Genomic DNA, 25,542 nt, shown 5'->3' with positions numbered 1-25,542 from the left:
CGGCGAACCCCTTGCGGGCCTATGTCGCCGTAACGGCGGCCTATTGGGCCTTTATGCTGTCGGACGGCGCGTTGCGGATGCTGGTGCTTTTGCAGTTCAACGCGATGGGGTTCAGCCCCGTCCAGCTTGCGTGGTTGTTCCTGCTTTACGAGGCGGCGGGGATCGTGACGAACCTTGGCGCGGGCTGGCTGGCGGCGCGGTTCGGGCTGGCGGCGACGCTTTACGCGGGGCTGGGATTGCAGATTGCCGCGCTGGCCGTTCTGGCACAGTTCGATCCGGGCTGGGGTATTCCGGCTTCGGTCGTTTTTGTCATGGCGGTGCAGGGGGTTTCGGGTGTCGCCAAGGACTTGGCGAAGATGTCCTCGAAATCGGCGGTGAAGCTGCTTGCCCCCGAAGGGACGGGGCTGTTCCGCTGGGTGGCCTTGCTGACCGGATCGAAGAATGCGGTGAAAGGGGCGGGGTTCTTTCTGGGCGCGGCGCTTCTGGCCGTGGCGGGGTTCGGGGCGGCGGTCTGGGGGATGGCGCTGGTGCTGGCGGTCATTCTGGTCGCGGTGGTGGCCTTTTTGCCCGCCGGATTGCCGGGGCGGATGAAGGCGGGAGAAAGCTGGCAGGGCTGGCGGTCGAAGGACGCGCGGGTGAATCGGCTGAGCCTTGCGCGGCTGTTCCTGTTCGGCGCGCGGGATGTGTGGTTCGTGGTGGGCGTGCCGGTCTATTTCCAGGCGGTGCTGTCGGATGGCAGCGCCGAGGGACGGCGGGCGGCGTTCTTCCTTGTCGGAGGGTTCATGGCGCTGTGGATCATCGGCTACGGCGCGGTGCAGGCGGCGGCGCCGCGTCTGGTCGGCGGGGCCGAGGGAGTGGCCGCGATAACCGCCAAGGCGCGGCTATGGGCGGGGCTGCTGGTGCCGCTGCCATTCGGTCTGGCGCTGGCCGTGCTGCTGGCGGGCGGGCCGACGCCCTGGCTGACGGCGGGGCTTGTCGCGGGGCTTTTGCTGTTCGGCTTCGTCTTTGCGGTCAACTCGTCGGTGCATTCCTACCTGATCCTTGCCTTCGGGTCGGCCGAGCGGATCACGCGGGACGTGGGGTTCTATTACATGGCCAATGCCGCGGGACGCTTGATAGGGACGCTGCTGTCAGGGGTCAGTTACCAATGGGGCGGGCTGCCGCTTTGCCTTGCCACGGCGGGGGCGATGGCGGGGGCAAGCTGGCTGTCGATGCGGCGGCTGGATGCGGGCGCGCGGGGCTAGGACGGCAAGGCGCGTCAGGCGGGGCGCATGGCCGCCGTGGCCATTCACCATGCCGCAAGCGCCACGGTGCGCAGTCGTGCCCGGCCGCGCCCATTCGCGACGCCTTCCCCGTATGACGCGCCGCGCACCTTGCGACATGCCGCGCGGGGCGGATCACAGGGCAAGCGTCAGGACCAGCGCGTCGAGTTCGGCGAACTGCTCGTCATAGGCGCTGGTGCTGCCTGACTCGACCGCGGATTCGAGGGCTTCCTTGCTTGGGTAGAGGTCGTGCAGGATCACTTCGGCCCGGTCGCCCTTGGCGGTGAAGGTGACGGTCGACACCGGACCTTCGGCGGATTCCTCGTTCGTCCAGACCAGCCGCGCGTCGGGCAGCACCTCGAGGTAGCGGCCGAAGAAGGCCATCGGCTCGGCACGTGCCGGATGGGCAAAGACAAAGCGGTATCCGCCGCCGGTCCGGACGTCCATCTCGGCCGAGAGGACCGTGATTCCGAAGCTTTTCGGCACCCACCAGCGCATCATGAGGTCGGGGGTGGTCCAGGCCATGAACAAGAGGCCGGGCCTTGCATCGAAGCTGCGCCGGACGACGAGTTCGCAGTCAGATACCCGTTCGATCATCTTTCCGTCCATTGCCGCTCTCCTTTGCTTTCAGGTCTGCCACCACGGCATCCAGCGCCTCGAACCGCGCGGCCCATTGCGCGCGATAGCGTGCGAGCCACTGCATTTCGGCATCGGGGCTTCTTTGCCCCAGCCTGCACGTCCTGACGCGCCCGATTTTCGCGCTCTCGACCAGTCCGGCCTGTTCGAGAAGGACCACATGTTTCCTCATGCCGGTGAGGGTCATGTCGAAGCGTGCCGCAAGATCGCTGATCGACGCCTCGCCCTGAAACAGATGCTCGATCACGCCGCGGCGCGTCGGATCCGACAGGGCGGCAAAGGTGGCGTCGAACGAGGACATGTCATGGTGAACCATTTGGTTCAGTGATAGCACGGAATTTGCAACCGCGATAGGGAGGATGTGGCGGGGCGCGGGCCTTGCCTTGAAGCGGGGTCTGCTATCGGGAGGCACCCTGCCGCCCCGTCGGCCCTGCGACTTTGCCGGGTTCGTTCGGCCCGCGCCTATGACGGCGGGCCGTGTTTTGGGCGCCCCGGGAAGGATACTGACCTTACCCGGCCATACACGATTTCCGCAATGAACGCGGCAGCCCCACGGCGCAGCAACAAGTGTAGCAAAAAGCGGGGCAATTTTTTGCGCTGCGGCCTATATCGCAGGGCCTAACCTATTGATTCTGAATTGGAATGTCTCGGGACGCTACCAAGACGATGGCGGAGAGGGTGGGATTCGAACCCACGGTAGGCTTGCACCTACTCCGGTTTTCGAGACCGGCGCGATCGACCACTCCGCCACCTCTCCGCGATCAGGGGTCGTCTATGGGGCGGGGATTTAGCGGGCTATTCGGGGGGGCGCAACCCCAAAAACCGCCGCGCGACGCGGAATTGCGGGGGCGGTGCGGGGGCCGGGCCTGCCGTGCAGTGGCATCGGGGGGCGGAGAGATCGGGCGGCAGGGCGGGGCGGGGTTTCGCCTTGTGGCGGCGTTGCGCGACGGGCCGACTTGGCAAGGCCGCGCGGGAGGCTTACCTGTTGGCAAGATCAGCGGCAGCGGAGCCTTGCGCAGATGACCAGAACGTTTGTGACGACGGCAGTGGCGCGGGGCGCGCTGGTTCTGTTGCTGGCCTCGGCTGCCGCCTTCGGTGTGCTTGCCGCGGGGCAGGCGCAGGAGGCGGCGGGGCAGGGGGCAGCGGGGCAGGGGCCGGAACAGGCCCAATCCGCCGCCGTCTCGCAATTGATCTCGACCATGCAGATCGATCAGGTGATCGAATTGCTGCGGGTCGAGGGTGTGGATTACGGCAAGTCGATCGAGGACGAGATGTTCCCCGGCGCGGGCGGGGCCGGATGGGTTGCGACCGTCGGCAAGATCTATGACCCCGTTGCGATGAAGGCCGCTTTTGCGGGGCGGCTCTCGGCAGAGCTGGGCGGCAAGGAGGCCGAAGTGGCGGGGATGGAGGCCTTTTTCGGCTCGGACCTTGGCCAGCGGGTGCTGAAGCTGGAACTCGAGGCGCGTCGGGCCTTGCTTGACGACGATACCGAGGCGGCGGCCGATCTGGCCTGGGGCGACCTCGACTCGGGCGATGCGGCGCGGGCCGGGCTGATCCGGAAATTCGCGGAAGTGAACGATCTTGTCGATTCCAACGTGATGGGCGCGCTGAACTCGAACCTTGCCTTCTATCAGGGCATGGCCGCGACCGGGGGCTTTGCCGGGGAGATGCCCGAGGACCAGATGCTGTCGGATGTCTGGGGGCAGGAACCCGATATCCGGCGCGAGACCGAGGCCTGGGTCTATCCCTACCTCAATCTGGCCTACGGGCCGCTTTCGGATGCGGAGTTGCAGGCCTATATCGATTTCTCGGCCACGCCCGAGGGGCAGGTTCTGAATGGCGCGCTTTTCGCGGCTTTCGATGCGGTCTTTACTCCGATTTCCAAGGCGCTGGGCACGGCCGCGGCCTTGCAGATACAGGGCCAGGACATCTGAGGCGCAGCCCGTGAAAGGGCTGCCCTTTCGCGCTTGACTTGGGGTCTGCTTTTGCCGATAAGCCCGCATCCTGGCGGGGCGCGAGTCTGGCCGGGATTCTTATTTCAATGACGCCCCGCACGGGGCGCGCTGTCCGAGGCGGGGGAAACCCCGAAAACACCGCAAGGGGCCACAGGACGCGGAGCGATGTGAAGGAAAGACCATGTTCGCGGTCCTCAAGACCGGTGGCAAGCAGTACAAGGTGCAGGCGGGTGACGTTCTGCGCGTTGAAAAGCTGGATGCCGTTGCCGGAGACAAGATCCAGTTCAACGAGATTCTGATGGTCGGCGGCGAAACCGTCACCGTCGGCGCGCCCACCGTTGCCGGTGCGGCTGTCGTGGCCGAGGTGATCGACCAGATCAAGGGCGTCAAGACGATCCACTTCGTCAAGCGTCGCCGCAAGCACTCGTCGCAGCGCACCAAGGGCCACCGTCAGCAACTGACGCTGCTGCGCGTGACCGAAGTTCTCGCCAAGGGCGCGGACAAGTCGGGCATCGCTGCTGCCGTCGGCACCGCTGCCGCCCGTCGCGTTGCGCATAACGCTGCCGCCGCTCCTGCCCCCGTGGCGGAAGCTCCCGCGAAACCGAAGCGTGCCGCCAAGGCCGCCGCTGCTACGGAGTAATCACTCATGGCACACAAGAAAGCAGGCGGTTCGTCCCGCAACGGCCGCGACTCGGCCGGTCGCCGTCTCGGCGTGAAGCTCTACGGCGGTCAGGCTGCCATTCCGGGCAATATCATCGTGCGCCAGCGCGGCACGACCTATTTCCCCGGTCAGGGCGTCGGCATGGGCGTGGATCATACGATCTTTGCCGTGACCGAGGGCCGCGTGACCTTCAAGAAGGGCCTGAAAGGGCGCACCTTCATTTCGGTTCTCCCGGTTGCGGAGGCCGCCGAGTAAGCCGAACCTTTACAAACGGTTTGTAGAAGGGGGATCGGCTGAGAGGCCGGTCCCCCTGATCTTTTTGGTTCGGGGCCGTTCTTTGCGGCCGAAAGATGCGGTCTGCCGTCGCGAGGGGGGGCGGGCCGGTGGTTCCGCAGGCGGGTAACATTCGCGCGCGGCGGGGCCGTAACGCTTGAAGGGGGGCGCGAGCCTTCCGACATGTGCTTTCAGAGGAGGGAAGCCATGAACACGGTCGATCTGACGGCGAACACCAACGCGCCCTTGCGCGGGGCTTCCGCATTCATTCCGGCGGGGCGCTTCGTGCTGCGTCCGGTGCGCAAGTCGGATTCGGGGCTGTTTGCCATGTATGCCGGCGACCGCCGCGTGGCCGAGGCGACGCGGTCGATTCCCCACCCCCTGCCGCCCGGGGCCGCCGAGGCCTTTGTCACCCGCGCGATGGCCACGGATGCCGACGAGGATATCTGGGTCATGGACGGGTCGGCCAGCGGCCTTGCCGAGGTGCTGGGGGTCATCAGCCTGAAGCGCATGGACGAGACCAAGCGCGATCGCGGGCAATCGGAGATCGGCTTCTGGGTCGGGCCTGCGTTCTGGAATGCGGGGTTCGCCTCGGACGCGGTGCGGGCGCTGGTCGATGCCAATCCGCAGGGCAACCGCACGATCTTTGCCGAGGTGTTCCAGGACAATCCCGGATCGGCGCGGGTGCTGACCAATGCGGGCTTCGTCTATCTGGGCGATGCCGAGACCTTTTCGGTGGCCCGCAATGCGCGGGTGCCGACATGGACCTATATCCGCAAGCTGGACTGAGGCGCGCGCTTCGTGACGCCTGTCGGAGCGGGGGTTTTGCACCCCCGCGCCCCCGCAGAGTATTTGGGCAAGGATGAAGCGGGGCGGGATGGGGCTGTTCGTAAAAGGTGAGGGGTCATGCGTATCGAAACGAAGCGGCTGGTGGTCCGCCCTTTGGACCCGGCGCGCGATGGGGCGGCACTGCACCGGATCGGGGCTGACCCCCGGGTGTCGCGGATGATGATGTCGATCAGACCCGACTGGACGCGCGGGGAGGCGGAGGAATTTCCGGAGCGGTCGCGCTGGCGCGGCGTTTTGGGGTTTCGCCATGCCATCGCCCTGAAGCAGGCGCCGGAGGCGATGATCGGGACAGTGGGGATCGGCGGCAATCCGGTCTCGACGGCCTATTCCTTGATCCCGCGCATTGGGGCAGGGGCTATGCCACCGAGGCTTTGTCGGCGTTTCTGGCTTTGGTCATGCCCCGCTTCGGGTTAACGTCGATCGAGGCCGGACATTTCGGTGACAACCCCGCCTCGGGTGCCGTTTTGCGCAAGGTCGGCTTTGTCGAGACCGGACGCGAGGCGGGTTCCAGTGCGGCAAGGCTTGAGGCCGCGCCAATAGTAAACTATCGCCTTGATCTGACCCTGTTGAAAGCCTGACGCCATGAAGTTCCTCGATCTTGCCAAAGTCTATATCCGCTCGGGTGGCGGCGGGGGCGGGTGCGTGTCGTTCCGGCGCGAGAAGTTCGTCGAGTTCGGCGGGCCCGATGGCGGGGATGGCGGCAATGGCGGGTCGGTCTGGGCGGAGGCGGTCGAAGGGCTGAACACGCTGATCGACTATCGCTACCAGCAGCATTTCTTTGCCAAGAATGGCCAGCCCGGCATGGGCAGCCAGCGCACGGGCAAGACGGGCGACGATATCGTGATGAAGGTGCCGCTGGGGACCGAGATCCTTGACGAGGACGAGGAGACGGTGATCGCGGACCTGACGCGGGTGGGCCAGCGCGTGTTGCTGGCCAAGGGCGGCAATGGCGGGTTCGGGAACCTTTATTTCAAATCCTCGACCAACCGCGCGCCGGGGCGGGCCAATCCGGGGCAGGAGGGTGTGGAGCGCACCATCTGGCTGCGGCTGAAGCTGATCGCGGATGCGGGGCTGGTGGGGCTGCCCAACGCGGGCAAGTCGACCTTTCTTGCCGCCGTGTCGAACGCGCGTCCCAAGATCGCGGATTATCCGTTCACGACGCTGGTGCCGAACCTTGGTGTCGTTGGGGTCGACGGGCGCGAATTCGTGATGGCCGATATTCCGGGCCTGATCGAAGGGGCGAGCGAGGGGCGGGGCCTTGGCATGCAGTTCCTTGCCCATGTGGAACGCTGCAAGGTGCTGCTGCATCTGGTCGACGGCACGTCGAGCACCATCACCAAGGATTACCGCACGATCGTCACCGAGCTTGAGGCCTATTCCGAGATTCTGGGCGACAAGCGGCGGATCGTGGCCTTGAACAAATGCGATGCGCTGGATGCCAAGACCATCGCCACGCGCAGGAAGGCGCTTGAAAAGGCGTCGGGCGGCAAGGTGCATGTGATCTCGGGCGTGGCGCAGACCGGATTGCAGGACGTGCTGCGGGCGATTTACGCGGAAATTCAAGGCGCGGAGCCCGAACAGGAGCATGCGCCGTGGCAGCCCTGAACGCGCTGACGGCGCCCGATATCCGTGCCGCCAAGCGGCTTGTCGTCAAGATCGGCTCGGCGCTTCTGGTGGGCGAGGCGGGGTTGAAGCAGGGCTGGCTGTCGGCGCTTGCGCTGGATGTGGTCGAGGCCAAGCTGCGCGGGACCGATGTGGTTCTGGTCTCGTCCGGGTCCATCGCGCTGGGGCGGCGGGTGCTGGGCCTGCCTGCGGGCGCGCTGACGCTTGAACAATCGCAGGCGGCGGCGGCGGTGGGGCAAATCCGCCTTGCACGGGCCTATGAGGAGGTGCTGGCGCCGCATGGCATCGTGACCGCGCAGGTTCTGGTGACGCTTGAGGATACCGAGGACCGGAGGCGCTATCTCAACAGCCGCGCGACGATGGAAACGCTGCTGGGGCTGGGCGCCGTGCCGATCGTGAACGAGAATGACACGGTGGCGACGGACGAGATCCGCTTTGGCGACAACGACCGGCTGGCGGCGCAGATCGCGGTGACGGTGGGGGCGGACCAGTTGATCCTGCTGTCGGATGTGGACGGGTTCTATTCGGCCAATCCGAAAGAGGACCCCGCGGCGCAGCGCTTCGATCTGGTCGAGACGATCACGCACGAGATCGAGGCGATGGCGGGCGACCCGATTTCGGGGATGTCCAAGGGCGGGATGAAAACCAAGCTGATGGCCGCCAAGACCGCCGTGGCGGGCGGTTGCGCGATGGCGATCATGGAGGGATCGGTGCTGCGGCCGCTCAAGGCGTTGGCCGAGGGCGCGCATCGGACGTGGTTCGTTGCGGGGGCCGATCCGCAACTGGCGCGCAAGCGCTGGATCAACGCGATGAAGCCGCGCGGCGAGATCACGGTGGATGCGGGGGCGGTCGCGGCATTGCGTGCGGGCAAGTCGCTGCTTCCGGCGGGTGTGCGGGCGGTGTCGGGGGCCTTCGGACGGGGGGAGCCTGTGGCGATCCTCGGGCCGGACGGGGCCGGACTGGGCAAGGGGTTGATCCGCTACACGGCGGAAGAGGCGGCGCGGATCGCGGGCCACAAGTCGGGCGAGATCGAGGGGATACTCGGCTACGCGGGGCGGGCGGCGCTGATCCATCGGGACGATATGGTGGTCTGAGTGTCGGGTGGCGGAGCGCGGGGGCAGCCCCCGCACCCACGGCGACACTTCACGACAGGACATGAGGGGCTTTCGGCATGGATGGCAATTTCGCGGATATGATGGCCGAAATCGGGGCCAAGGCACGGGCTGCGGCGGCGGAGTTGGCCTTTGCCTCGTCAGAGCGGAAGGCCGTGGCCTTGCAGGCGGCGGCGGCGGCGGTCTGGGCGCGGCGGCAGGAAATTCTCGACGGGAATGTGATGGACCTTGCCTATGGCGAGGAAAAGGGGCTGTCGCCCGCCATGATGGACCGGCTGCGGCTGGACGAGGGGCGCATCCGCGGGATCGTCGACGGGTTGCGGTCGGTGGCCGAGCAGCGCGATCCGGTGGGGCGGGTGCTTGCCGAATGGGACATGCCGAGCGGGCTGCATATCCAGCGGGTGGCCACGCCGCTGGGCGTGGTGGGGGTGATCTACGAAAGCCGTCCCAATGTGACGGCCGACGCCGGGGCGCTGTGCCTGAAGGCGGGGAATGCGGTGATCTTGCGGGGGGGGAGCGAGGGGTTCAATTCCTCGGAGGCGATCCATGATTGCATGGTGCAGGGCCTGCGCGAGGCGAATCTGCCGGAAGCGGCGATCCAGCTGATCCCGACGCGGGACCGTGGCATGGTTTCGGCCATGCTGGGGGCGGTCGAATACATCGACGTGATCGTGCCGCGTGGCGGCAAGGGGCTGGTCGGCCTTGTGCAGCGCGAGGCGCGGGTGCCGGTCTTTGCCCATCTCGAGGGGATTTGCCACATCTACGCCGACCGTGACGCCGATCTTGAAAAGGCGCGTCGGGTGGTGGTGAATGCCAAGACGCGGCGGACGGGGATTTGCGGCGCGGCGGAATGCCTGTTGATCGACTGGCAGTTCTACACCAAGCACGGGGCGGTGTTGATCGAGGACCTGCTGGCGGCGGGTGTCGAGGTGCGGGCCACGGGCGAACTGCTCAAGGTGGCCGGAACGGTGCCTGCTGCGGCGGATGATTTCGGACGCGAATTCCTTGACCGGATCATTGCCGTGAAGCTGGTCGACGGCGTGGACGAGGCGATTGCCCATATCCGCCGCTACGGGTCGAGCCATACCGAAGCGATCCTGACCGAGAACGACGCCACGGGCGCGCGGTTCTTCGAGCGGCTGGACAGCGCGATCCTGATGCGCAACGCCTCGACCCAGTTTGCCGACGGGGGCGAGTTCGGGATGGGCGGCGAGATCGGCATCGCCACGGGCAAGTTGCATGCGCGCGGGCCTGTCGGGGCCGAGCAGCTGACCAGCTTCAAATACCTCGTGACCGGAGACGGGACGATCAGAAGCTGACCGTCAGCGTCGAGACGCCGACGTCGATCACCGCGCGGCGCTGGAGGGCCTGCAATTGCGCGCCTGCCAGCGGGAATTGCACCTGTGCCGGGTCGAGCGGGCCGGACAGGGCGGGATCGGCCAGCAGCGACCAGAGACCGGCATCGTGGCGCAGGCGCGGCGAGGAAGCGCGCAGCGTCCAGCCCACGCCATCGCGCAGCACGGCCAGCGCCCCGCCCGTGGGCAGGGCATGTTCGGCGCAGAGCAGCATGAGAAAGGCAAGCTTGGCTTCGGCGCGGGTCATGTCGACGGGGCTTTGCCAATCGAGCGTGATGCGTCCGGTGCGGTAGAGATCGCCCAGAAGGGGGACCACCTCGCTGCGGCTGATCGACTGGTCGCGGCCCGCGACGCCAAAGGCGATGCGGAAGAAGCGCAGTTTCGCGCTGGCCGAGGCGACGCTGTCGGAGAGCAGCGCGAGTTCGCCGCTTTTCGGGCGCGGATCGAGCGAGATCAGTTCGACCCCGTTGCCGATCGCGCCGATCGGGCTGATAAGATCATGGCAGAGGCGCGACGCGACGAGGGCTGCCAGATCGGCCGGGGTTTCGGGGCGTGCTTCGGGGGGCATGGCGGGAACGGTCATGGCAACCTTTGACGGAACAGGGGAACGGAACGATGAATGCCTTGCTCGAACCCGGGATGTATGTGCGCCACCCCTCGCAGCCCGATTGGGGGCTGGGGCAGGTGCAGTCGAATGTCGGCGGGCGGGTCACGGTGAATTTCGAACATGCGGGCAAGGTGGTGATCGACGGGAAGCGGGTCGATCTGGTTCTGGTGTTCGACCCCTGAGTGAGTTCTATCCGTAAAGGGATATCCGGCAACCGATGGTTGTTTTTTGCGGCGGTTAATCGGGACCTGTTGCCGATACGGCGCGGCCTGCGGTTGCGCCGCCAAGGACGAGGCCGTAAAGACGGGCCGATATGGCTTTTGGTAGCGGTCGAAGCCGGACTGCGGGATGCCGGAAGGGTGCGACGCGAATGAATGCCGAGGATGCCTCGATCTTCACGCTGCGGTTGGCCCGCGATGCGCGGGACCTGCGGGCGGCGCAACGGTTGCGCTACAGGGTGTTCGTGCAGGAGCTTGGCGCGACGGGTCCGCTTGTGGACCATGACGCCCAGCTTGAACGCGATGATTTCGACCCCGTCTTCGACCATCTGCTGCTGATCGACCAGCGGCGCGACCCCGAGGCGTTGGAAGATGTGGTCGGGGCCTATCGGCTGTTGCCGTCCGACCGGCTGGGGCCGGGCGGGATGTTCTATTCGGAAAGCGAATACGACCTGACGCCCTTGCGGCAGAGCGGGCGCAAGTTGCTGGAACTGGGGCGGTCTTGCGTGCATCCCGACCATCGCGGCGGGACGGCGATGTACCATCTGTGGAATGCGCTGGCCGATTACGTGCTGGAGCGGGACATCGAGATCCTGTTCGGCGTGGCGAGCTTTCATGGCACCGATATCGCGGCGCTGACCCAGCCCCTGGCCTATCTGCACCATCACCATCTTGCGCCCGAGGGTCTGCGCGTGAAGGCGCGGGCGGGCGGGCAGGCGATGGACCTGCTGGAGCAGGGCGCATTGGACCGCAAGGCGGCGATGGCGGCGACCCCGGCGCTGATCAAGGCCTATCTGCGGCTTGGCGGTTTCGTGGGCGAGGGGGCATGGATCGACCGCGCCTTCAACACGACCGATGTCTGTCTGGTGATGGACACGCAGCGGATGTCAGAACGGCATCGGGGGTTCTATACCAAGGGGCGGGCCTAGGTGGAGGGCTGGAAAGAGGTTCCGATCCGCTATGCCCCGATCGGCCCTGCGGGCTGGCTGCGGGTGGTCTGGCGCGGGCTGGTGCTGGGCGTCGTGACCTATGGCGGGCTGGGGGTCTTGCTGCTGGTGCGTCTGGTCGAGCGGCCCCTGTTCGGCATGGCGCGGCCCTGGACGCCCCATGTGACGCAGGCCGTCTGCCATGCGGCCTTTGCGATCTTGCGGATGCGGTTGATCGTGCGGGGCCGGCCGATGGCCGAGCGCGGGGCGATGGTGGCGAACCATGCCTCGTGGCTGGATATCTTTGCGCTGAACGCGGCGGCGCGGGTCTATTTTGTGGCGAAATCCGAGGTGTCGGGCTGGGCTGGCATCGGCTGGCTGGCGCGGGCGACGGGGACGGTGTTCATCGCCCGCAGGGGCGCCGAGGCGAAGCGGCAACAGCGCCTGTTCGAAGAGCGGTTGCGGGCGGGGCATCGGCTGCTGTTCTTTCCCGAAGGCACAAGCACCGACGGGCTGCGGGTTCTGCCATTCAAATCAACGCTGTTTGCGGCGTTCTTCACCCACGGGCTGGACGAGGTGATGCATATCCAGCCCGTGACGCTGGTCTATCGCGCGCCCGAGCGGCAGGATGCGCGGTTCTATGGCTGGTGGGCCGACATGACCTTTGGCGGGCATTTTCTGCGGGTCCTGGCCGAAGCGCGGCAGGGGGCTGTCGAGGTGGTGTTCCACGAGCCCGTCGCTGTCGAGGACTGCGCCGACCGCAAGGCTTTGGCCGCGCGCTGCGAGGCGGCGGTGCGCGCGGCGATGGGCTGAGGGCAGGAAAGACCTAGCCGAGCGGGGCGAGGAGTTTCTTCAGGCTGGCGAGCGGGTCTTCGGTCGACCAGATTTCCTCGCCCACGGCGAAGAAGTCGGTGACGGGGCCGAATTTCTCGACCAGTTCCGCGGTGAGCGCGCCTTCGGCGACAACGGGAACCTCGATCATCTCGGACCACCATTCGAAAAGGTCCCAGTCGGCAAGGCTGCCGTCGCCGAGGGGCGTGGCACCGACGGGGCCGAAGGCCACGTAATCGGCCCCGTGTTCGGCGGCGCTGATGCCTTCGTGGCGGGTGGCGCCGCAATGCGCGCCGATGATGGCATCGGGCAGATCCTTGCGCACCTTGCGCAGCGAGCGGGCGCCATCGGTGAGGTGGACGCCGTCGAGGCCGAGGCGTTCGACCAGAAGCACATGACGTTCGATGACGATGGCGACATCGCGGGCGTGGCAGACCTGCCGCATGGCATCGGCGGCGCGCAGGACGCGGTCTTCGTCACGCGTGGCGAGCGAGAGGCGCAGGCAGGCGATCTCGGCCCCGTCGAGCACCTGTGCGAGGCGGTCGGGGAAGCTGTCGAGATCGAATTCCGGCGGGGTGACGAGATAGATTTGCGGGCGGTCTTGATCGGCCATGATGCGCTCCGGAGGGCTTTGCCCTGCCTTAGCGCAAGACCGGGGCCTTGACCATGCCCGCTTGGCGCTTGCCGATGCGGGAAAGGGCGGGTAATCGGCGCAATCATCCTTGGAGATTGCCATGATCGCGCCGAGCTTCATCCTTGTGCGTCCGCAAATGGGCGAGAATATCGGGGCCGCGGCGCGGGCCATGCTGAATTTCGGGCTGGAGCGGATGCGGATCGTGGACCCGCGCGACGGCTGGCCCAACCCCAAGGCGGTGGCGATGGCCTCGGGTGCGGGGCGTCTGCTGGACCATGCGGGGCTGTTCGGCACGGTGCAGGAGGCGATTGCCGATTGCGACTATGTCTTTGCAACCACCGCGCGGGGGCGCGAGCTGGTCAAGCCCGTCGTCACGCCGGAGCGGGCGATGGAGATGGCGCGGGCCATGGCGGCCGAGGGCAAGAGGGTCGGCGTGCTGTTCGGGCCGGAACGCGCGGGGCTTGAGAACGAGGATGTGGCGCTGGCCAATGCCATCGTGACCGTTCCGGTGAACCCCGATTTCCCGTCGCTCAACCTTGCGCAATGCGCGCTGCTTCTGGGCTATGAGTGGCGCCGCCAGTCCGAGGTCTTTGCCCCCGAGGTGATGCAGCTGGCGCGCACGGAATTCGCGGCGCGGGTCGATGTCGAGAAACTGGGCGACCATTTCGAGGAGCGGCTCGATGCGGCGGGGTTCTTCTTTCCGGCGGACAAGGCCGAGGGGATGAAGCTGAACCTGCGCAACATGTGGGCGCGGCTGGGTCTGACCAAGGCCGAGGTGCAGACGTTCCACGGGATGTTGCGGCAGATCGCCTTCAAGCTGAAGCACCAGCGCGACTAGGCGGCTGGTGCAGGGGGGGCGGCTGGTGCAGGGGGGGCGGCTGGTGCAGGGGGGCTGTCTGCCCCCCTCTTGCCCTGCGGGCAATTCACCCCCCGAGGATATTTGGGGCAAGAGGAAGCGGCGGGCGTCGGGGTGCTGCATCGGGCGGTGTCACGCTGCGGTGATGCGGTGGGCTGTCGCGGACCCTTGAAGGCGGATGGGGGGCGGCTTACCGTTGCGCCCGACCGAATTGGAGACTGGGAATGGCCGGAAAGCGCAGCATTTTCGAGGAAGTGGGATCGGGCAACGCGGCCCCTGTGGCCCCCGCAGGCGGCATGATCGCAGCGCGGGCCACGGGCGCGCGGCGCGGCATCCGCCTTTGGCTGGCGGTGCTGTTCCTGCTGGTGGCCGCTATGATCGCCGTGGGCGGTTTGACGCGGCTGACGGATTCGGGCCTGTCGATCACCGAATGGCGCCCCGTCACGGGGGCGCTGCCACCGCTGGACGATGCGGCATGGGCGGCCGAATTCGCGAAATATCAGGCAAGCCCCGAATACCAGTTGCAGAACAAGGGGATGGAGCTTGAGGCGTTCAAATCCATCTACTGGTGGGAATGGGGCCACCGCCAGCTGGGACGGGTGATCGGGCTGGTCTGGTTGTTCGGCTTTCTCGGCTTTCTGGTGGCGTGGAAAATTCCGGCCGGATGGACGGGGCGCTTGCTGGGCGTAGGGGCGCTTGGTGGGGTGCAGGGGGCCATCGGCTGGTGGATGGTGTCCTCGGGGTTGAAGGGCAGCATGGTGGATGTCGCGTCCTACCGGCTGGCGACGCATCTGGGGATCGCCTTTGTAATCCTTGGGCTGATCGCGTGGTATGTGTTCCTGCTGGGCCGGTCCGAGACCGAGTTGATGCAGGCGCGGCGGGGCCGCGAGGCGAAGCTGTTCGGCCTGACCACGGGGATGATGCATTTCGCCTTTGTGCAAATCCTGCTGGGCGCGCTGGTGGCGGGGATCGATGCGGGAAGGGCCTTTCCGACCTGGCCCGACATGAACGGACAGTTCTTTCCTGCGGATGCCTTCTATGTGCCGGACGGGGCATGGTGGCGGGCCTTTTTCGAGAATCCGGGGCTGGTGCAGTTCATCCACCGCATGTCGGGCTATCTGCTTTTTGCCTTTGGCGTGGTGGTCTGGCTGCGGGGGCGCAAATCTCCGCATGCCGCAACGCGCAGGGCGGTGAATATGGTGATGGCGATGCTGCTGGCGCAGGTGGTGCTGGGCATCTACACCGCGCTGACGGCGGCGCAGGTGCATGTGGCGATCACCCATCAGGTGGGGGCGGTGCTTCTGTGGGTGCTGGTGATCCGCGCCCGGCATCTGGCGCAATATCCTGTGGCGGGTTCGATCCGGAAGGGAACGGCATGAGCGTTTATGATGATCTGATGGCCTATCAGCGCGAGACGGAGGCGCTGGCGCAGGTGGCGGGGCGGCTTGGCTGGGATCAGGAAACGATGATGCCACGGGGCGCGGCCGAGCAGCGCTCGGAAGAGATGGCGGCGATGGAAGGGGTGCTGCATGCGCGGCGGTCCGACCCGCGTGTCGGCGGCTGGCTGGAGCAGGCCGTGGCCGTCGACGAGGTTTCGGCGGCCCAGTTGCGGCAGATCCGGCGCAGCTATGACCGCGCGGTGAAGGTGCCGGGGTCGCTCGCGCAGGAACTGGCGCGGGTGACGAGCATGGCGCAGGGCATCTGGGCCGAGGCGCGGGCCAAGGAGGATGTGCCGGGTTTCCTGCCGGTTCTGGCCGAGGTGGTGCGCCTGCGGCAGGAAGAGGGCGCGGCACTTGCCGCCGGTGGTGATGTCTATGACGCACTGATGGACGATTACGAACCCGGCGCCACGGCGGCGGTGACGGGGGCGATGTTCGACCGCATGCGGCCAAGGCTGGTCGCCCTGCGGGCCAAGGTGCTGGGAGCGTCGCGGCAACCGGCACCCCTGAAGGGCAGCTTCGGGGCCGAGGCGCAGATGCGCATGGCGCGCGATCTTGCGACAGCCTTCGGCTATGACTGGAACCGCGGGCGGCTGGATCTGGCGGTGCATCCGTTCAGTTCGGGGTCGGGCGATGACGCGCGCATCACCACGCGGGTCGTGGAGGCCGAGCCGTTCAACTGTTTCTACTCGACCATCCACGAGGTGGGCCATGCCTGCTACGAGCTTGGCATCGACCCCGACTATCGCCTGACGCCACTGGGGGCGGGCGTGTCGATGGGGGTGCATGAAAGCCAGAGCCGGATCTACGAGAACCAGTTGGGGCGCAGCCGGGCCTTTACCGGCTGGATGTTCGAGCAGATGCGCGAGCGGTTCGGGGCCTTTGGCATCACCTCGCCCGAGGAGTTTTACGCTTCTGTCAACCGTGTTGCGCCGGGTTACATCCGGACCGAGGCGGACGAGGTGCAATACAACCTGCACATCATGATGCGTTTCGATCTGGAGCGCGACCTGATCACCGGCAAGCTGGACGTGGCCGATCTGGAAGCGGCCTGGAACGCCCGCTTTCTGGCCGATTTCGGTGTGGCGGTGGACAAGCCCTCGCACGGGATGTTGCAGGATGTGCATTGGTCGGTGGGTCTGTTCGGCTACTTCCCCACCTATAGCCTTGGAAATGTTTACGCCGGATGCCTGCACCGTGCGTTGCGGGCCGAGGTCACGGGTCTGGACGAAAGCCTTGCCAAGGGTGACGCCACCCCCGCCACGGAATGGCTGCGCGAGAGGCTGCAACGGCATGGTGGCTTGCGGTCGCCCCGCGAGACGGTGGCGCTGGCCTGCGGCTTCGAGCCGGACGAGGGGCCTCTCCTCGACTATCTCGAGGCGAAGTTCGGGTCGATCTACGGGCTATGAGGGAACGGGCGGCGGTCTGGGCGCTCGCCTTCGGGCAGATGCTGGGATATGCCTGTTTCTTCTACATTTTCGCGGCGCTGATCCTCTATTGGCAACAGGGGCTGGACTGGCCGCATTGGGTGCTGGCGGCGGGGCCTACGCTGGCGATTGCGGTCTCGGCCGTGCTGGCGCCGGTGATCGGGCGGCGGGTGGACCGGGGGCAGGCGGTTGTCTTGCTGACGGCGGGGCCATTGGTCGGGGCGGCGGCGCTGGGGGTGCTGGTGGTCTGGGTTGCGCCGGTGGGCTATCTGTTGGCCTGGGCGGGTCTGGGGGCGGCGCAGGCGATGTGCCTTTATGACGTCTGCTTCGGCTTGCTGGTGCGCAGGCACGGGGCGGCGGCGCGGGCGACGATCACGCAGGTGACGCTGGTTGCCGGGCTGGCCAGCACGCTGGCCTTTCCGGCAGGTGCCTGGATCGCGGACCATTGGGGTTGGCAAGTCGCTGTAAGGGTTGCGATTTTCGTGGCAGTCGGGGTGATGTTGCCCGTGCAGGCCTGGGGCGCGCGGGTGGTGGCGCGGGGCGTGCCGGACGAGGTTTCGCAGCGGGCGCGACGGGTGATCCCCTGGCGGGCGATCGTGGCGGAACGGGCCTTCGTGCGGCTGGCGGTGCTGTTTGCGCTGGTCAACCTGAACCACTGGATGCTGATGAACTACCTGCGTCCGATGTTCGACGGGATGGGCTTGGCAGCAGGCGTGGCTGTGGCGGCGGCGGCGACGGTGGGGCCGGCGCAGGTGATCGGGCGGCTGGTGCTGATGGGCGCGGGGGGGCGGATGAGCAGCCTTTGGGCGCTGTGGTTCACGATGGCCGTGGTGGTCGCGGCGCCCGTTTTCCTGTGGTTTTCCGGCGGGTTGCACGTGCTGGTCTTTGGCTTTGCAGCCTTGCAGGGCGCGGGCATGGGCATCCTTACGATCCTGCGGCCGGTGCTGGTGGCCGAGCGGTTGGGGCAAGAGAGATACGGGGCCACGGCGGGGTTGATGGCGATTCCGGGCCTTGTCGCTTCGGCAGTGTCCGCGCCGCTGGGGGCGGGGCTGCTGGCGTTCGGCGGGCCCTGGCTTGTGATTGCCATGGCTTTCGTCATCGCGCTGGGGGCGGTTTGGGCGGTGGCGTCCGAAGGGTGAGCGGATGCACGGCCGATGCAGACGCGATGCGCGGCGCTTTTACCGGATATTAGGGTTAACGGGGGTGTTAGGGTTAATGGCCCGGGCCTTGGTGGCGGGGCCGCATCTTGCGCCTCGGGGCAAGGGCGTGACCGGATGGCGGGCGGGGCCGTTTGCCGGATCGGTCCCAAGCGGGGGGCCAGCCCCCCGGCTCGCAAGGCGAGCCGCCCCCCGGAGTATTTGGGCAAGGATGAAGGGGAAAGCGGGCAGGCGTGACGCTGCCGTGACCTGCCGCCTTTCATGCTCGATCAAATATCCTCGGGGGGAGGCGCGGCGTGCCGCGCCGTGGGGGGCAGACGGCCCCCCTTGTCCCGCAGGCGGTGTTGCGGGCTAGGCGGCAGAACCGCCGACGGTCAGGCCGCCGATCAGCAGGGTGGGTTGGCCCACGCCCACGGGAACCCATTGGCCGGCCTTGCCGCAATTGCCGATGCCGGGGTCGAGGGCGAGATCGTTGCCGATGGCGCGGATCTGTTTCAGGGCGGTGGCCCCGTCGCCGATCAGCGTGGCCCCTTTGACGGGGGCGATGATCTTGCCGTTCTGCACGCGATAAGCCTCGGTGCAGGAAAAGACGAATTTGCCGTTGGTGATGTCGACCTGACCGCCGCCGAAGCCCACGGCATAGATGCCGTCCTTCAGGCTGGCGAGGATGTCTTGCGGATCGTCCTGCCCGCCGAGCATGTAGGTGTTGGTCATGCGCGGCATCGGGATATGGGCAAAGCTTTCGCGGCGGCCGTTTCCTGTGGGGGCGACGCCCATGAGGCGGGCGTTCTGGCGGTCTTGCATGTAGCCGACAAGGATGCCGTCCTCGATCAGGACAGTCTTGCCCGAGGGGGTGCCTTCGTCATCGACCGAGATCGAGCCGCGGCGGTCGGGAATCGTGCCGTCATCGAGCACGGTCACGCCGGGGGCCGCGATGCGCTGCCCGAGGAGGCCCGCGAAGGCCGAGGTCTCTTTGCGGTTGAAGTCGCCTTCCAGCCCGTGGCCGATGGCTTCGTGCAGCAGGATGCCGGGCCAGCCGGGGCCGAGGACCACATCCATCACGCCGGCCGGTGCCGGAACCGCGCCGAGGTTGACGAGGGCGATGCGCAGCGCCTCGTGGACCATCGGTTGCCAGAAGCCGCGGTCGAGCAGGCGGGCAAGGCCGAAGCGGCCGCCCGCGCCGGTGCCGCCCTGTTCGCGGCGCCCGTTCTCTTCGACGATGACCGAGACGTTGAGGCGGGCCATCGGGCGGATGTCGGACAGGCGCAGTCCTTCGGGGCGGAGGATCTCGACCTCTTGCAGGCCCGCCGAGAGCGTGGCCGAGACCTGCACGATGCGCGGGTCGAGCGCGCGGGCGAAGGCGTCGATCTCTTTCAGCACGTCGAGTTTGCCCGCGAAGGTGGCGTCGAGCATCGGATCGGCATCGGTGTAGAGCCGGACGTTGGTGCCTTTGGGCGCATCGGCCAATGTGCCGCCACCGTCGCCCACGGCGAGGCGGGCGGTTTCGGCCGCGCGGCGCAGCGATTTCTCGCTGATTTCGGTGGAATGGGCGTAGCCTGCGACCTCGCCCCGCACGGCGCGCAGGCCGAAGCCTTCGGAGGCGTCATAGGCGGCGTTCTTGATGCGCCCGTCATCGAGGACGATGCCTTCGGATCTTTTGCGTTCGAGAAAGAGTTCGCCATCATCGGCCCCCGCGGTGGCCTGACGCAGCACCGCAAGTGCAACCCCTTCATCCAAAAGGGTTTCAAAGGGCCGGAAGGGCGCGTCTGTCATCGGGGGCTGTCCTTGATCTGGGTCAAACGGCGCGCTTTTGCCGCAACGGTTTTGCTTGTCGCGCCGCCCTTAATATGGTTTCAAGCAGGCCGGAAACAACGGGATTCTGCGCGGTGGCTTGTTGCGGGCCGGCGGGCAGGCCGAAAAAAGCAGCGGCAAGCAGCCGCGCACTGAGACGGGAAACGAACATGCGTCTTTCGACCATTCAGAAGGGTATGGCCGCGGGCCTGACCGGATTTGCTGCCATGATCGGCTCGGGCGCTGCGAGCGCGCAGACGCTGGAAGTCGTGGGCCAGCCCGTTGCGGAGAAGATGGGCTTCCAGCCCGCCGCGACCGAGCTTGCCTCGGACTTGCAGGGGCTGGACCACATGCTCCTGATCATCATCTCGGTGATCGTGGTCTTTGTGACCGGGCTGCTGATCTATACGATCGTCCGCTACAATTCGCGCGCCAACAAGGTTCCGGCCAAGTTCACGCACAACTCGCCGCTGGAAATCGCATGGACCATCGTGCCGATCCTGATTCTGGTGTTCATCGGGTCGTTCTCGCTGCCCGTGCTGTTCAAGCAGCAGGAAATTCCGGTGGCGGATGTCACGATCAAGGTGACGGGGAACCAGTGGTACTGGTCCTATGAATACCCCGACAACGGCATTGCCTTTGACAGCTACATGATCGGCTCGCCCGCAACCGGCGGCACGAACCAGATGACGCCGGAGGTCGAGAAGCAGCTTGTCGATGCGGGCTACACCAAGGACCAGTTCCTGCTGGCCACCGACACCGCCGTGGTCGTTCCGGTGAACAAGACCATCGTGATGCAGGTGACGGGTGCGGATGTGATCCATTCGTGGAAGATCCCCGCCTTTGGCGTGATGCAGGATGGCGTTCCGGGCCGTCTGGCGCATCTGTGGTTCAAGGCCGAGAAGGAAGGCATCTACTTCGGCCAGTGCTCGGAGCTGTGCGGGCAGATGCACGCCTATATGCCGATCACCGTCAAGGTCGTGAGCCAGGAGGTCTATGACGCCTGGGTTGCCAAGGCAGCGGCCGGCGATGTGGTGCTTTCGGCGGCCGATCTGGCGCAGCCGGTCAAGGTCGCCGCGAACAACTGAGGCCCCGGCGGGCCGATGGGACGGCCCCGGGGGACGGGGCCGCTTCCGACTTTCAAGGATGAAACCGATGAGCGATATCCACGCCTACGAGCAGCCGGAAGAGGCGGGCTTTGGCGATTACGTGCAGCTTCTGAAGCCGCGCGTCATGTCGCTTGTGGTCTTTACCGCGCTGGTCGGCCTGCTTGTGGCGCCGGTCAGCGTGCATCCGGTGGTGATGCTGGCCTCGATCCTGTTCATCGCGCTGGGCGCGGGCGCTTCGGGCGCTTTGAACATGTGGTGGGATGCCGATATCGACGCCGTGATGCGGCGCACGGCGAAGCGGCCGGTGCCGTCGGGCAAGGTCGCGGCGGGCGAGGCGCTGGGTCTGGGCATGGCGCTGTCGGGGATTTCGGTCGTCATGCTGGGGCTGGCGTCGAACTGGCTGGCGGCGGGCCTGCTGGCCTTTACCATCTTTTTCTACGCCGTGGTCTATTCGATGTGGCTGAAGCGGTCGACGCCGCAGAACATCGTGATCGGTGGCGCGGCGGGGGCTTTCCCGCCCATGATCGGCTGGGTGGCGGCGACGGGGCATATCAGCCTTGAGGCGGTCTTGATGTTCGCGCTGATCTTCATGTGGACGCCGCCGCATTTCTGGGCTTTGGCGCTGTTCATGAAGGAAGACTATTCCAACGCGGGCGTGCCGATGCTGACGGTGACGCACGGGCGCAAGTCGACGCGCAAGCACATTCTGGTCTATACGATCCTTTTGGCCCCCGTGGCCGTGGGTGCGGCCTTTACCGGTATCGGCGGGCCGATCTACCTTGCGGCGGCGCTGGCCTTGAACGGCTGGTTCCTGTGGGGGGCGTGGCGCATCTTCAACCGCGACGAGGCCGTGGCCGAGGCCGACAGCTACGCGGTCGAGAAGTCGGTGTTCCGCTTCTCGCTCTACTATCTGTTCCTGCATTTCGGGGCCATTCTGGCCGAGGCCGCATTGCGGCCCTATGGGCTGGGGGGCTGGTAAGATGGCATTCCGTCCCGAGCATGAAATCCACAAGCGGCGCTTTTCGCGCAATCTGGGTGTGGGCCTGACGCTGGGCGCGTTCATCCTGCTGGTCTTTGCGCTGACGGTGGTGAAGGTCACCGAAGAGGGCAAGATGAAGCACAATCCCGATGGCACCGTGGTGGAGGGGCAGTGATGCAACGGCAGAACCGCACCGCTTTCTATCTGGTGGGCGTCGTGGTGCTGATGGCGTCACTGTCCTTTGCCGCCGTGCCCTTCTATTCGTGGTTCTGCCGTGTGACGGGCTTTGCCGGCACCACGGGGGTGGCCGCCAAGGCGCCGGACGAGATTCTGGACCAGACGGTGATCGTGCGGTTTGACGCATCGACCGAAAAAGGGATGCCGTGGCAGTTCAAGCCGATGCAGCGCGAGATGGTCGTGCGGATCGGCGAGAACGCGCTGGCCTTTTACGAAGCCTACAACACGTCGAGCCGCACCGTTGCGGGGACGGCGAGCTACAACGTCACGCCGGATGCGGCGGGCGGCTATTTCGACAAGATCGCGTGCTTCTGCTTTACCGAGCAGGTCCTGAAACCGGGCGAGCGGGTGGAAATGCCCGTGTCGTTCTTCGTGGACCCCGAGATGCTGAAGGACCCGGAAGGCCAATACGTGAAAGAGATCACCCTCTCTTACACGTTCTTCGAGACACCGCTGACCGAGGAACAGGCGGCTCTTGCCGCGTCCCAAGGCGAAGCGGTAAACTGACAAGAAACGCGAGGGAAACCGGACATGGCACAGGCCAAAAATCACGATTACCACATTCTGCACCCGTCGATCTGGCCGTTCCTTGGCGCGGTGTCGGCTTTTGCCATGCTGTTCGGCGCTGTCCTGTGGATGCACGGCATGGGCCCCTGGCTGGGCCTGATCGGGCTGGCCGGCGTGCTTTACGTCATGTTCGCCTGGTGGTCGGACGTGGTGCACGAGGGGCAGACGGGCGACCATACGCCCGTGGTCCGCATCGGCCTGCGCTACGGCTTCATCATGTTCATCATGTCGGAAGTGATGTTCTTCGCGGCATGGTTCTGGACCTTCTTCAAACATGCCATGTATCCGATGGGTCCGGAATATCCGGCCGTCGACGGTGTCTGGCCGCCCGCCGGGATCGAGACTTTCGACCCGTGGCACCTGCCGCTGATCAACACGCTGATCCTGCTTTGCTCGGGCGCGGCGGCGACCTGGGCGCACCATGCGCTGGTGCATGAGAACAACCGCAAGGACCTGAAGAACGGCCTGCTGCTTGCCGTGGCGCTGGGGCTTTTGTTCACGGTGTTCCAGGCCTTTGAATACAGCCATGCCGCCTTTGGCTTTGCGGGCAACATCTATGGCGCCTCGTTCTTCATGGCGACGGGCTTTCATGGCTTTCACGTGATCATCGGGACGATCTTCCTGTTGGTCTGCTACTTCCGCGCCGCTAAGGGCCATTTCACCCCCGAGCAGCACATCGGTTTCGAGGCTGCCGCCTGGTACTGGCACTTTGTGGACGTGGTCTGGCTGTTCCTGTTCGCCTCGATCTATGTCTGGGGCCGCTAAGGGCCTGACGCGGGCGGTCTGCTGAAAACGCAGGGGGGGCTTTGCGCCCCCCCTGACCCCCCCGCAGAGTATTTCAGCAAAGGTGAAAGGGGAGAGCCCCTGACCTTGGCGGGTAACGGGAGCGCGGGGCGATTGCCTCGCGCTTCTTGCTTTGGAAGGATTGACGATGTTGCGCCGGATGCTTGTGCCTTTGCTCTTCGGGTTGACGGGGGCGGCGATCCTGATCGGGCTGGGGGTCTGGCAGGTGGAGCGGTTGGCGTGGAAAGAGGCCGTGCTGGCCGATATCGACGCGCGCATCGTGGCGGCCCCTGTCGACCTGCCGGAAACCATCGACCGCGCGCGCGACAGTTACCTGCCGGTGCGTGTGGTCGGGCGGTTCACGGGCGAGCATGTGGATGTGCTGGTGAGCCGCAAGCAGATCGGGGCGGGGGTGCGGGTGATCGAGGTTTTCGAGACCGGCGCCGCCCCCGGCGGGCGGCGGGTGCTGGTGGACCGGGGGTTCGTCACCGATGAAATGCGCGCCGCGCCGCGCGTTTCGGGCGAGGCGGTGGTGGTGGGCAACCTGCATTGGCCCGACGAGGTGGATGGCTACACGCCGCCGCCGGATGCGACGACGGGGCTGTGGTTCGCGCGCGATGCCGATGCCATCGCCTCGGCCTTGCGTACGGAGCCGACATTTATTGTCGCGCGTGAACCAACCGGTGGCGAGATCGAGCCGATGCCGGTCGATACTTCGGCTATTCCCAATGACCATCTGCAATACGCGATCACGTGGTTTTCGCTGGCGGCGGTGTGGCTGGGGATGACAGTCTATCTTCTCTGGCGTATCAGGCAGCGGACGGTTTGACCCTTCGGAACAAGTGGGCGACAGGCGACATGACGATGAACTATATCTCGACCCGCGGGGCGGCTCCGGTGCTGAGCTTCGGAGAGGCGATGATGACGGGGCTTGCCCGCGACGGCGGGCTTTACGTGCCGGAAACCGTGCCGGTGATGTCGAAGGCCGAGATCGCGGCGCTGGCGGGGCTGCCCTATGAGGAGATCGCCTTTCGCGTGATGCGGCCCTTTCTGGGCGACACCTTCGGGGATGGCGAGTTCCGCGAGTTGATCGCCAAGGCCTATTCCGGTTTCGGCCATGCGGCGCGGGCGCCGCTGGTGCAGTTGGGGCCGAACCATTTCCTGCTGGAGCTGTTCCACGGCCCGACGCTGGCGTTCAAGGATTTCGCCATGCAGCTTATCGGGCAGATGATGCAGGCGGCCTTGGCGAAAAGCGGCGAGCGGATCACCATCGTGGGCGCGACCAGCGGCGACACCGGATCGGCGGCGATCGAGGCGTTCCGCGGGCTGAGCAATGTGGATGTGTTCATCCTGTTCCCGCATGGGCGCGTGTCAGAGGTGCAGCGGCGGCAGATGACCACGCCGGTCGAGGCCAATGTCCATGCGCTGGCGGTGGACGGGGATTTCGATGACTGTCAGGCGCGCGTGAAGGACATGTTCAACGACTTTGCCTTTCGCGATGGCGTGCGGCTGGCGGGGGTGAACAGCATCAACTGGGCGCGGGTGCTGGCGCAGGTGGTCTATTACTTCAGCAGCGCTGTGTCGCTGGGCGCGCCGGAGCGGGCGGTTTCCTTTACGGTGCCTACGGGGAATTTCGGGGATATCTTCGCCGGTTACATCGCGCGCAAGATGGGATTGCCGATCGAGCGTCTGGTGATTGCCACCAACCAGAACGACATTCTGGACCGTGCGATAAGATCGGGGGCTTACGTGACCGACGGGGTCAAGCCGTCGATCAGCCCGTCGATGGATATCCAGGTCTCGTCCAACTTCGAGCGGGCGCTGTTCGATGCCTACGGGCGCGACGGGGCGGCGGTGCGGGCGCTGATGGACGAGCTGAAGGCGGGGGGCTTTGCCATCGGCGAGGCTGCTCTGGAGATGTTGCGCGGCACATTCGCTTCGGGACGCTGTTCGGAAGAGGAGACGGTGGCCACGATCCGGCAGGCGTTTGCCACGACGGGCGAGGTCTTGTGCCCGCATTCGGCGGTGGGGGTGAAGGTGGCAGGCGAACATCTGGGGGTGGCCCCGATGATCACGCTGGCAACGGCGCATCCGGCGAAGTTCCCCGATGCGGTGGAAGCCGCGATGGGGGTGCGCCCTGCGCTGCCGGTGCGGATGGGCGACCTGTTCCAGCGGCCCGAGCGGGTGACGCGGGTGAAGAATGATCTGGCCGCCTTGCAGGCCATCGTGCGCGAAAGGATCGGCCATTGAGCCTG

The 25,542-nt window shown here is 66.2% G+C and carries 28 protein-coding genes, 1 tRNA gene and 2 pseudogenes; 24 read left to right on the top strand and 7 right to left on the bottom strand.

The features are described from left to right. Positions 1–53 precede the first annotated feature (53 nt). The gene (arsJ, locus tag H7F16_RS18075) at positions 54–1,244 is read left to right on the top strand and encodes an organoarsenical effux MFS transporter ArsJ (protein WP_241741517.1); all 1,191 of its coding nucleotides are present in this window, start codon (positions 54–56) and stop codon (positions 1,242–1,244) included. 153 nt (positions 1,245–1,397) lie between these two features. Here the strand turns inward: arsJ and H7F16_RS18070 are convergent, their stop codons facing one another. The 3 genes from H7F16_RS18070 to H7F16_RS18060 all read right to left on the bottom strand — a co-directional run bounded on the left by H7F16_RS18070 (position 1,398) and on the right by H7F16_RS18060 (position 2,655). Continuing rightward, positions 1,398–1,871 (bottom strand): SRPBCC domain-containing protein, encoded by a 474-nt coding sequence (locus H7F16_RS18070; RefSeq protein ID WP_185799039.1) that lies wholly within the window; start codon positions 1,869–1,871, stop codon positions 1,398–1,400. Next, the gene (locus H7F16_RS18065; protein ID WP_185799038.1) at positions 1,840–2,214 is read right to left on the bottom strand and encodes an ArsR/SmtB family transcription factor; all 375 of its coding nucleotides are present in this window, start codon (positions 2,212–2,214) and stop codon (positions 1,840–1,842) included. Before H7F16_RS18065 ends, H7F16_RS18070 begins: the two co-directional genes overlap by 32 nt. 351 nt (positions 2,215–2,565) lie before the next feature. Further along, positions 2,566–2,655 (bottom strand) — tRNA-Ser (locus H7F16_RS18060). Between the two features lie 262 nt (positions 2,656–2,917). On the opposite strand from H7F16_RS18060, the gene H7F16_RS18055 reads away from it, so the two are divergent. From H7F16_RS18055 to H7F16_RS18020, 9 genes and pseudogenes are all read left to right on the top strand, one after another. Next, positions 2,918–3,832 (top strand): DUF2059 domain-containing protein, encoded by a 915-nt coding sequence (locus tag H7F16_RS18055; protein ID WP_185799037.1) that lies wholly within the window; start codon positions 2,918–2,920, stop codon positions 3,830–3,832. Positions 3,833–4,034: 202 nt separating this feature from the next. Further along, positions 4,035–4,421, top strand: a pseudogene (gene rplU / locus H7F16_RS18050) (50S ribosomal protein L21); the annotation flags it as partial. Between the two features lie 78 nt (positions 4,422–4,499). Next, on the top strand, positions 4,500–4,769 hold the full coding sequence (gene rpmA, locus H7F16_RS18045; RefSeq protein WP_185799035.1) for a 50S ribosomal protein L27: 270 nt from the start codon (positions 4,500–4,502) through the stop codon (positions 4,767–4,769). A gap of 225 nt (positions 4,770–4,994) precedes the next feature. Further along, complete coding sequence (locus H7F16_RS18040) at positions 4,995–5,576, top strand: GNAT family N-acetyltransferase (protein WP_185799034.1); 582 nt, start codon at positions 4,995–4,997, stop codon at positions 5,574–5,576. 117 nt (positions 5,577–5,693) lie between these two features. Next, positions 5,694–5,939, top strand: a pseudogene (locus H7F16_RS20055) (GNAT family N-acetyltransferase); the annotation flags it as partial. Beyond that, the gene (locus tag H7F16_RS18035; protein ID WP_422121132.1) at positions 5,840–6,214 is read left to right on the top strand and encodes a GNAT family N-acetyltransferase; all 375 of its coding nucleotides are present in this window, start codon (positions 5,840–5,842) and stop codon (positions 6,212–6,214) included. The pseudogene H7F16_RS20055 and the gene H7F16_RS18035, both read left to right, overlap by 100 nt. A gap of 4 nt (positions 6,215–6,218) precedes the next feature. Continuing rightward, on the top strand, positions 6,219–7,241 hold the full coding sequence (obgE, locus tag H7F16_RS18030; protein ID WP_185799033.1) for a GTPase ObgE: 1,023 nt from the start codon (positions 6,219–6,221) through the stop codon (positions 7,239–7,241). Then, complete coding sequence (gene proB / locus H7F16_RS18025; protein ID WP_185799032.1) at positions 7,229–8,353, top strand: glutamate 5-kinase; 1,125 nt, start codon at positions 7,229–7,231, stop codon at positions 8,351–8,353. Before obgE ends, proB begins: the two co-directional genes overlap by 13 nt. Before the next feature lie 77 nt (positions 8,354–8,430). Beyond that, positions 8,431–9,690, top strand: coding sequence for a glutamate-5-semialdehyde dehydrogenase (locus H7F16_RS18020; protein ID WP_185799031.1), 1,260 nt, complete (start codon positions 8,431–8,433; stop codon positions 9,688–9,690). On the opposite strand, the gene H7F16_RS18015 is transcribed toward H7F16_RS18020, so the two are convergent. Beyond that, positions 9,680–10,309 carry a histidine phosphotransferase family protein gene (locus H7F16_RS18015; protein WP_185799030.1) on the bottom strand — a complete coding sequence of 210 codons (630 nt, stop codon included), beginning with the start codon at positions 10,307–10,309 and terminating at the stop codon, positions 9,680–9,682. The two genes, H7F16_RS18020 and H7F16_RS18015, sit on opposite strands and share 11 nt — an antisense overlap. 32 nt (positions 10,310–10,341) lie before the next feature. Between H7F16_RS18015 and H7F16_RS18010 the strand changes: the two genes are divergently transcribed. The 3 genes from H7F16_RS18010 to olsA all read left to right on the top strand — a co-directional run bounded on the left by H7F16_RS18010 (position 10,342) and on the right by olsA (position 12,290). Further along, the gene (locus tag H7F16_RS18010; protein ID WP_185799029.1) at positions 10,342–10,515 is read left to right on the top strand and encodes a DUF3553 domain-containing protein; all 174 of its coding nucleotides are present in this window, start codon (positions 10,342–10,344) and stop codon (positions 10,513–10,515) included. Between the two features lie 188 nt (positions 10,516–10,703). Next, positions 10,704–11,480 (top strand): L-ornithine N(alpha)-acyltransferase, encoded by a 777-nt coding sequence (olsB, locus tag H7F16_RS18005; RefSeq protein WP_185799028.1) that lies wholly within the window; start codon positions 10,704–10,706, stop codon positions 11,478–11,480. Beyond that, a complete protein-coding gene (olsA, locus tag H7F16_RS18000; protein ID WP_185799027.1) occupies positions 11,481–12,290 on the top strand; it encodes a lyso-ornithine lipid O-acyltransferase in 810 nt (269 codons plus the stop codon). It begins immediately after the preceding gene. 13 nt (positions 12,291–12,303) lie between these two features. Here olsA and H7F16_RS17995 read toward each other — a convergent pair whose 3' ends face one another. Continuing rightward, entirely contained in the window at positions 12,304–12,921 is a 618-nt protein-coding gene (locus tag H7F16_RS17995; RefSeq protein WP_185799026.1) for a thiamine phosphate synthase, read from the bottom strand. A 121-nt stretch (positions 12,922–13,042) separates the two neighbouring features. Here H7F16_RS17995 and H7F16_RS17990 point away from each other — a divergent pair, with 121 nt between their 5' ends. From H7F16_RS17990 to H7F16_RS17975, 4 genes are all read left to right on the top strand, one after another. Continuing rightward, a complete protein-coding gene (locus tag H7F16_RS17990) occupies positions 13,043–13,780 on the top strand; it encodes an RNA methyltransferase (protein WP_185799072.1) in 738 nt (245 codons plus the stop codon). 242 nt (positions 13,781–14,022) lie between these two features. Beyond that, positions 14,023–15,177, top strand: a complete 1,155-nt coding sequence (ctaA, locus tag H7F16_RS17985) for a heme A synthase (RefSeq protein WP_185799025.1) — start codon at positions 14,023–14,025, stop codon at positions 15,175–15,177. After that, positions 15,174–16,646, top strand: a complete 1,473-nt coding sequence (locus tag H7F16_RS17980) for a carboxypeptidase M32 (RefSeq protein ID WP_185799024.1) — start codon at positions 15,174–15,176, stop codon at positions 16,644–16,646. Before ctaA ends, H7F16_RS17980 begins: the two co-directional genes overlap by 4 nt. Continuing rightward, positions 16,643–17,803 (top strand): MFS transporter, encoded by a 1,161-nt coding sequence (locus H7F16_RS17975; protein WP_185799023.1) that lies wholly within the window; start codon positions 16,643–16,645, stop codon positions 17,801–17,803. The genes H7F16_RS17980 and H7F16_RS17975 overlap by 4 nt, the downstream gene beginning before the upstream one ends. Positions 17,804–18,172: 369 nt before the next feature. Here the strand turns inward: H7F16_RS17975 and tldD are convergent, their stop codons facing one another. Then, positions 18,173–19,594, bottom strand: a complete 1,422-nt coding sequence (gene tldD, locus H7F16_RS17970; protein WP_185799022.1) for a metalloprotease TldD — start codon at positions 19,592–19,594, stop codon at positions 18,173–18,175. 22 nt (positions 19,595–19,616) lie between these two features. After that, positions 19,617–19,784 carry a hypothetical protein gene (locus tag H7F16_RS17965; protein WP_185799021.1) on the bottom strand — a complete coding sequence of 56 codons (168 nt, stop codon included), beginning with the start codon at positions 19,782–19,784 and terminating at the stop codon, positions 19,617–19,619. On the opposite strand from H7F16_RS17965, the gene coxB reads away from it, so the two are divergent. The 7 genes from coxB (at position 19,783) to thrC (ending at position 25,537) form a co-directional block, all read left to right on the top strand. Beyond that, entirely contained in the window at positions 19,783–20,700 is a 918-nt protein-coding gene (gene coxB / locus H7F16_RS17960; RefSeq protein WP_185799020.1) for a cytochrome c oxidase subunit II, read from the top strand. The two genes, H7F16_RS17965 and coxB, sit on opposite strands and share 2 nt — an antisense overlap. Positions 20,701–20,767: 67 nt before the next feature. Continuing rightward, positions 20,768–21,700 (top strand): heme o synthase, encoded by a 933-nt coding sequence (gene cyoE / locus H7F16_RS17955; protein WP_185799019.1) that lies wholly within the window; start codon positions 20,768–20,770, stop codon positions 21,698–21,700. Position 21,701: 1 nt separating this feature from the next. Further along, the gene (locus H7F16_RS17950) at positions 21,702–21,875 is read left to right on the top strand and encodes a hypothetical protein (protein WP_185799018.1); all 174 of its coding nucleotides are present in this window, start codon (positions 21,702–21,704) and stop codon (positions 21,873–21,875) included. After that, the gene (locus H7F16_RS17945) at positions 21,875–22,444 is read left to right on the top strand and encodes a cytochrome c oxidase assembly protein (RefSeq protein WP_185799017.1); all 570 of its coding nucleotides are present in this window, start codon (positions 21,875–21,877) and stop codon (positions 22,442–22,444) included. The genes H7F16_RS17950 and H7F16_RS17945 overlap by 1 nt, the downstream gene beginning before the upstream one ends. A 24-nt stretch (positions 22,445–22,468) precedes the next feature. After that, entirely contained in the window at positions 22,469–23,269 is an 801-nt protein-coding gene (locus tag H7F16_RS17940) for a cytochrome c oxidase subunit 3 (protein ID WP_185799016.1), read from the top strand. A gap of 166 nt (positions 23,270–23,435) precedes the next feature. Beyond that, a complete protein-coding gene (locus H7F16_RS17935; RefSeq protein WP_185799015.1) occupies positions 23,436–24,116 on the top strand; it encodes an SURF1 family protein in 681 nt (226 codons plus the stop codon). A 35-nt stretch (positions 24,117–24,151) separates the two neighbouring features. Further along, positions 24,152–25,537 (top strand): threonine synthase, encoded by a 1,386-nt coding sequence (gene thrC, locus H7F16_RS17930; protein WP_185799071.1) that lies wholly within the window; start codon positions 24,152–24,154, stop codon positions 25,535–25,537. Positions 25,538–25,542: the final 5 nt, after the last annotated feature.

This window comes from Paragemmobacter straminiformis, assembly GCF_014243445.1.
GTDB classification, from domain to species: domain Bacteria; phylum Pseudomonadota; class Alphaproteobacteria; order Rhodobacterales; family Rhodobacteraceae; genus Paragemmobacter; species Paragemmobacter straminiformis.
Note: the sequence above shows the minus strand (reverse complement) of the source record. Positions and strands in the feature narration are given on the sequence as shown.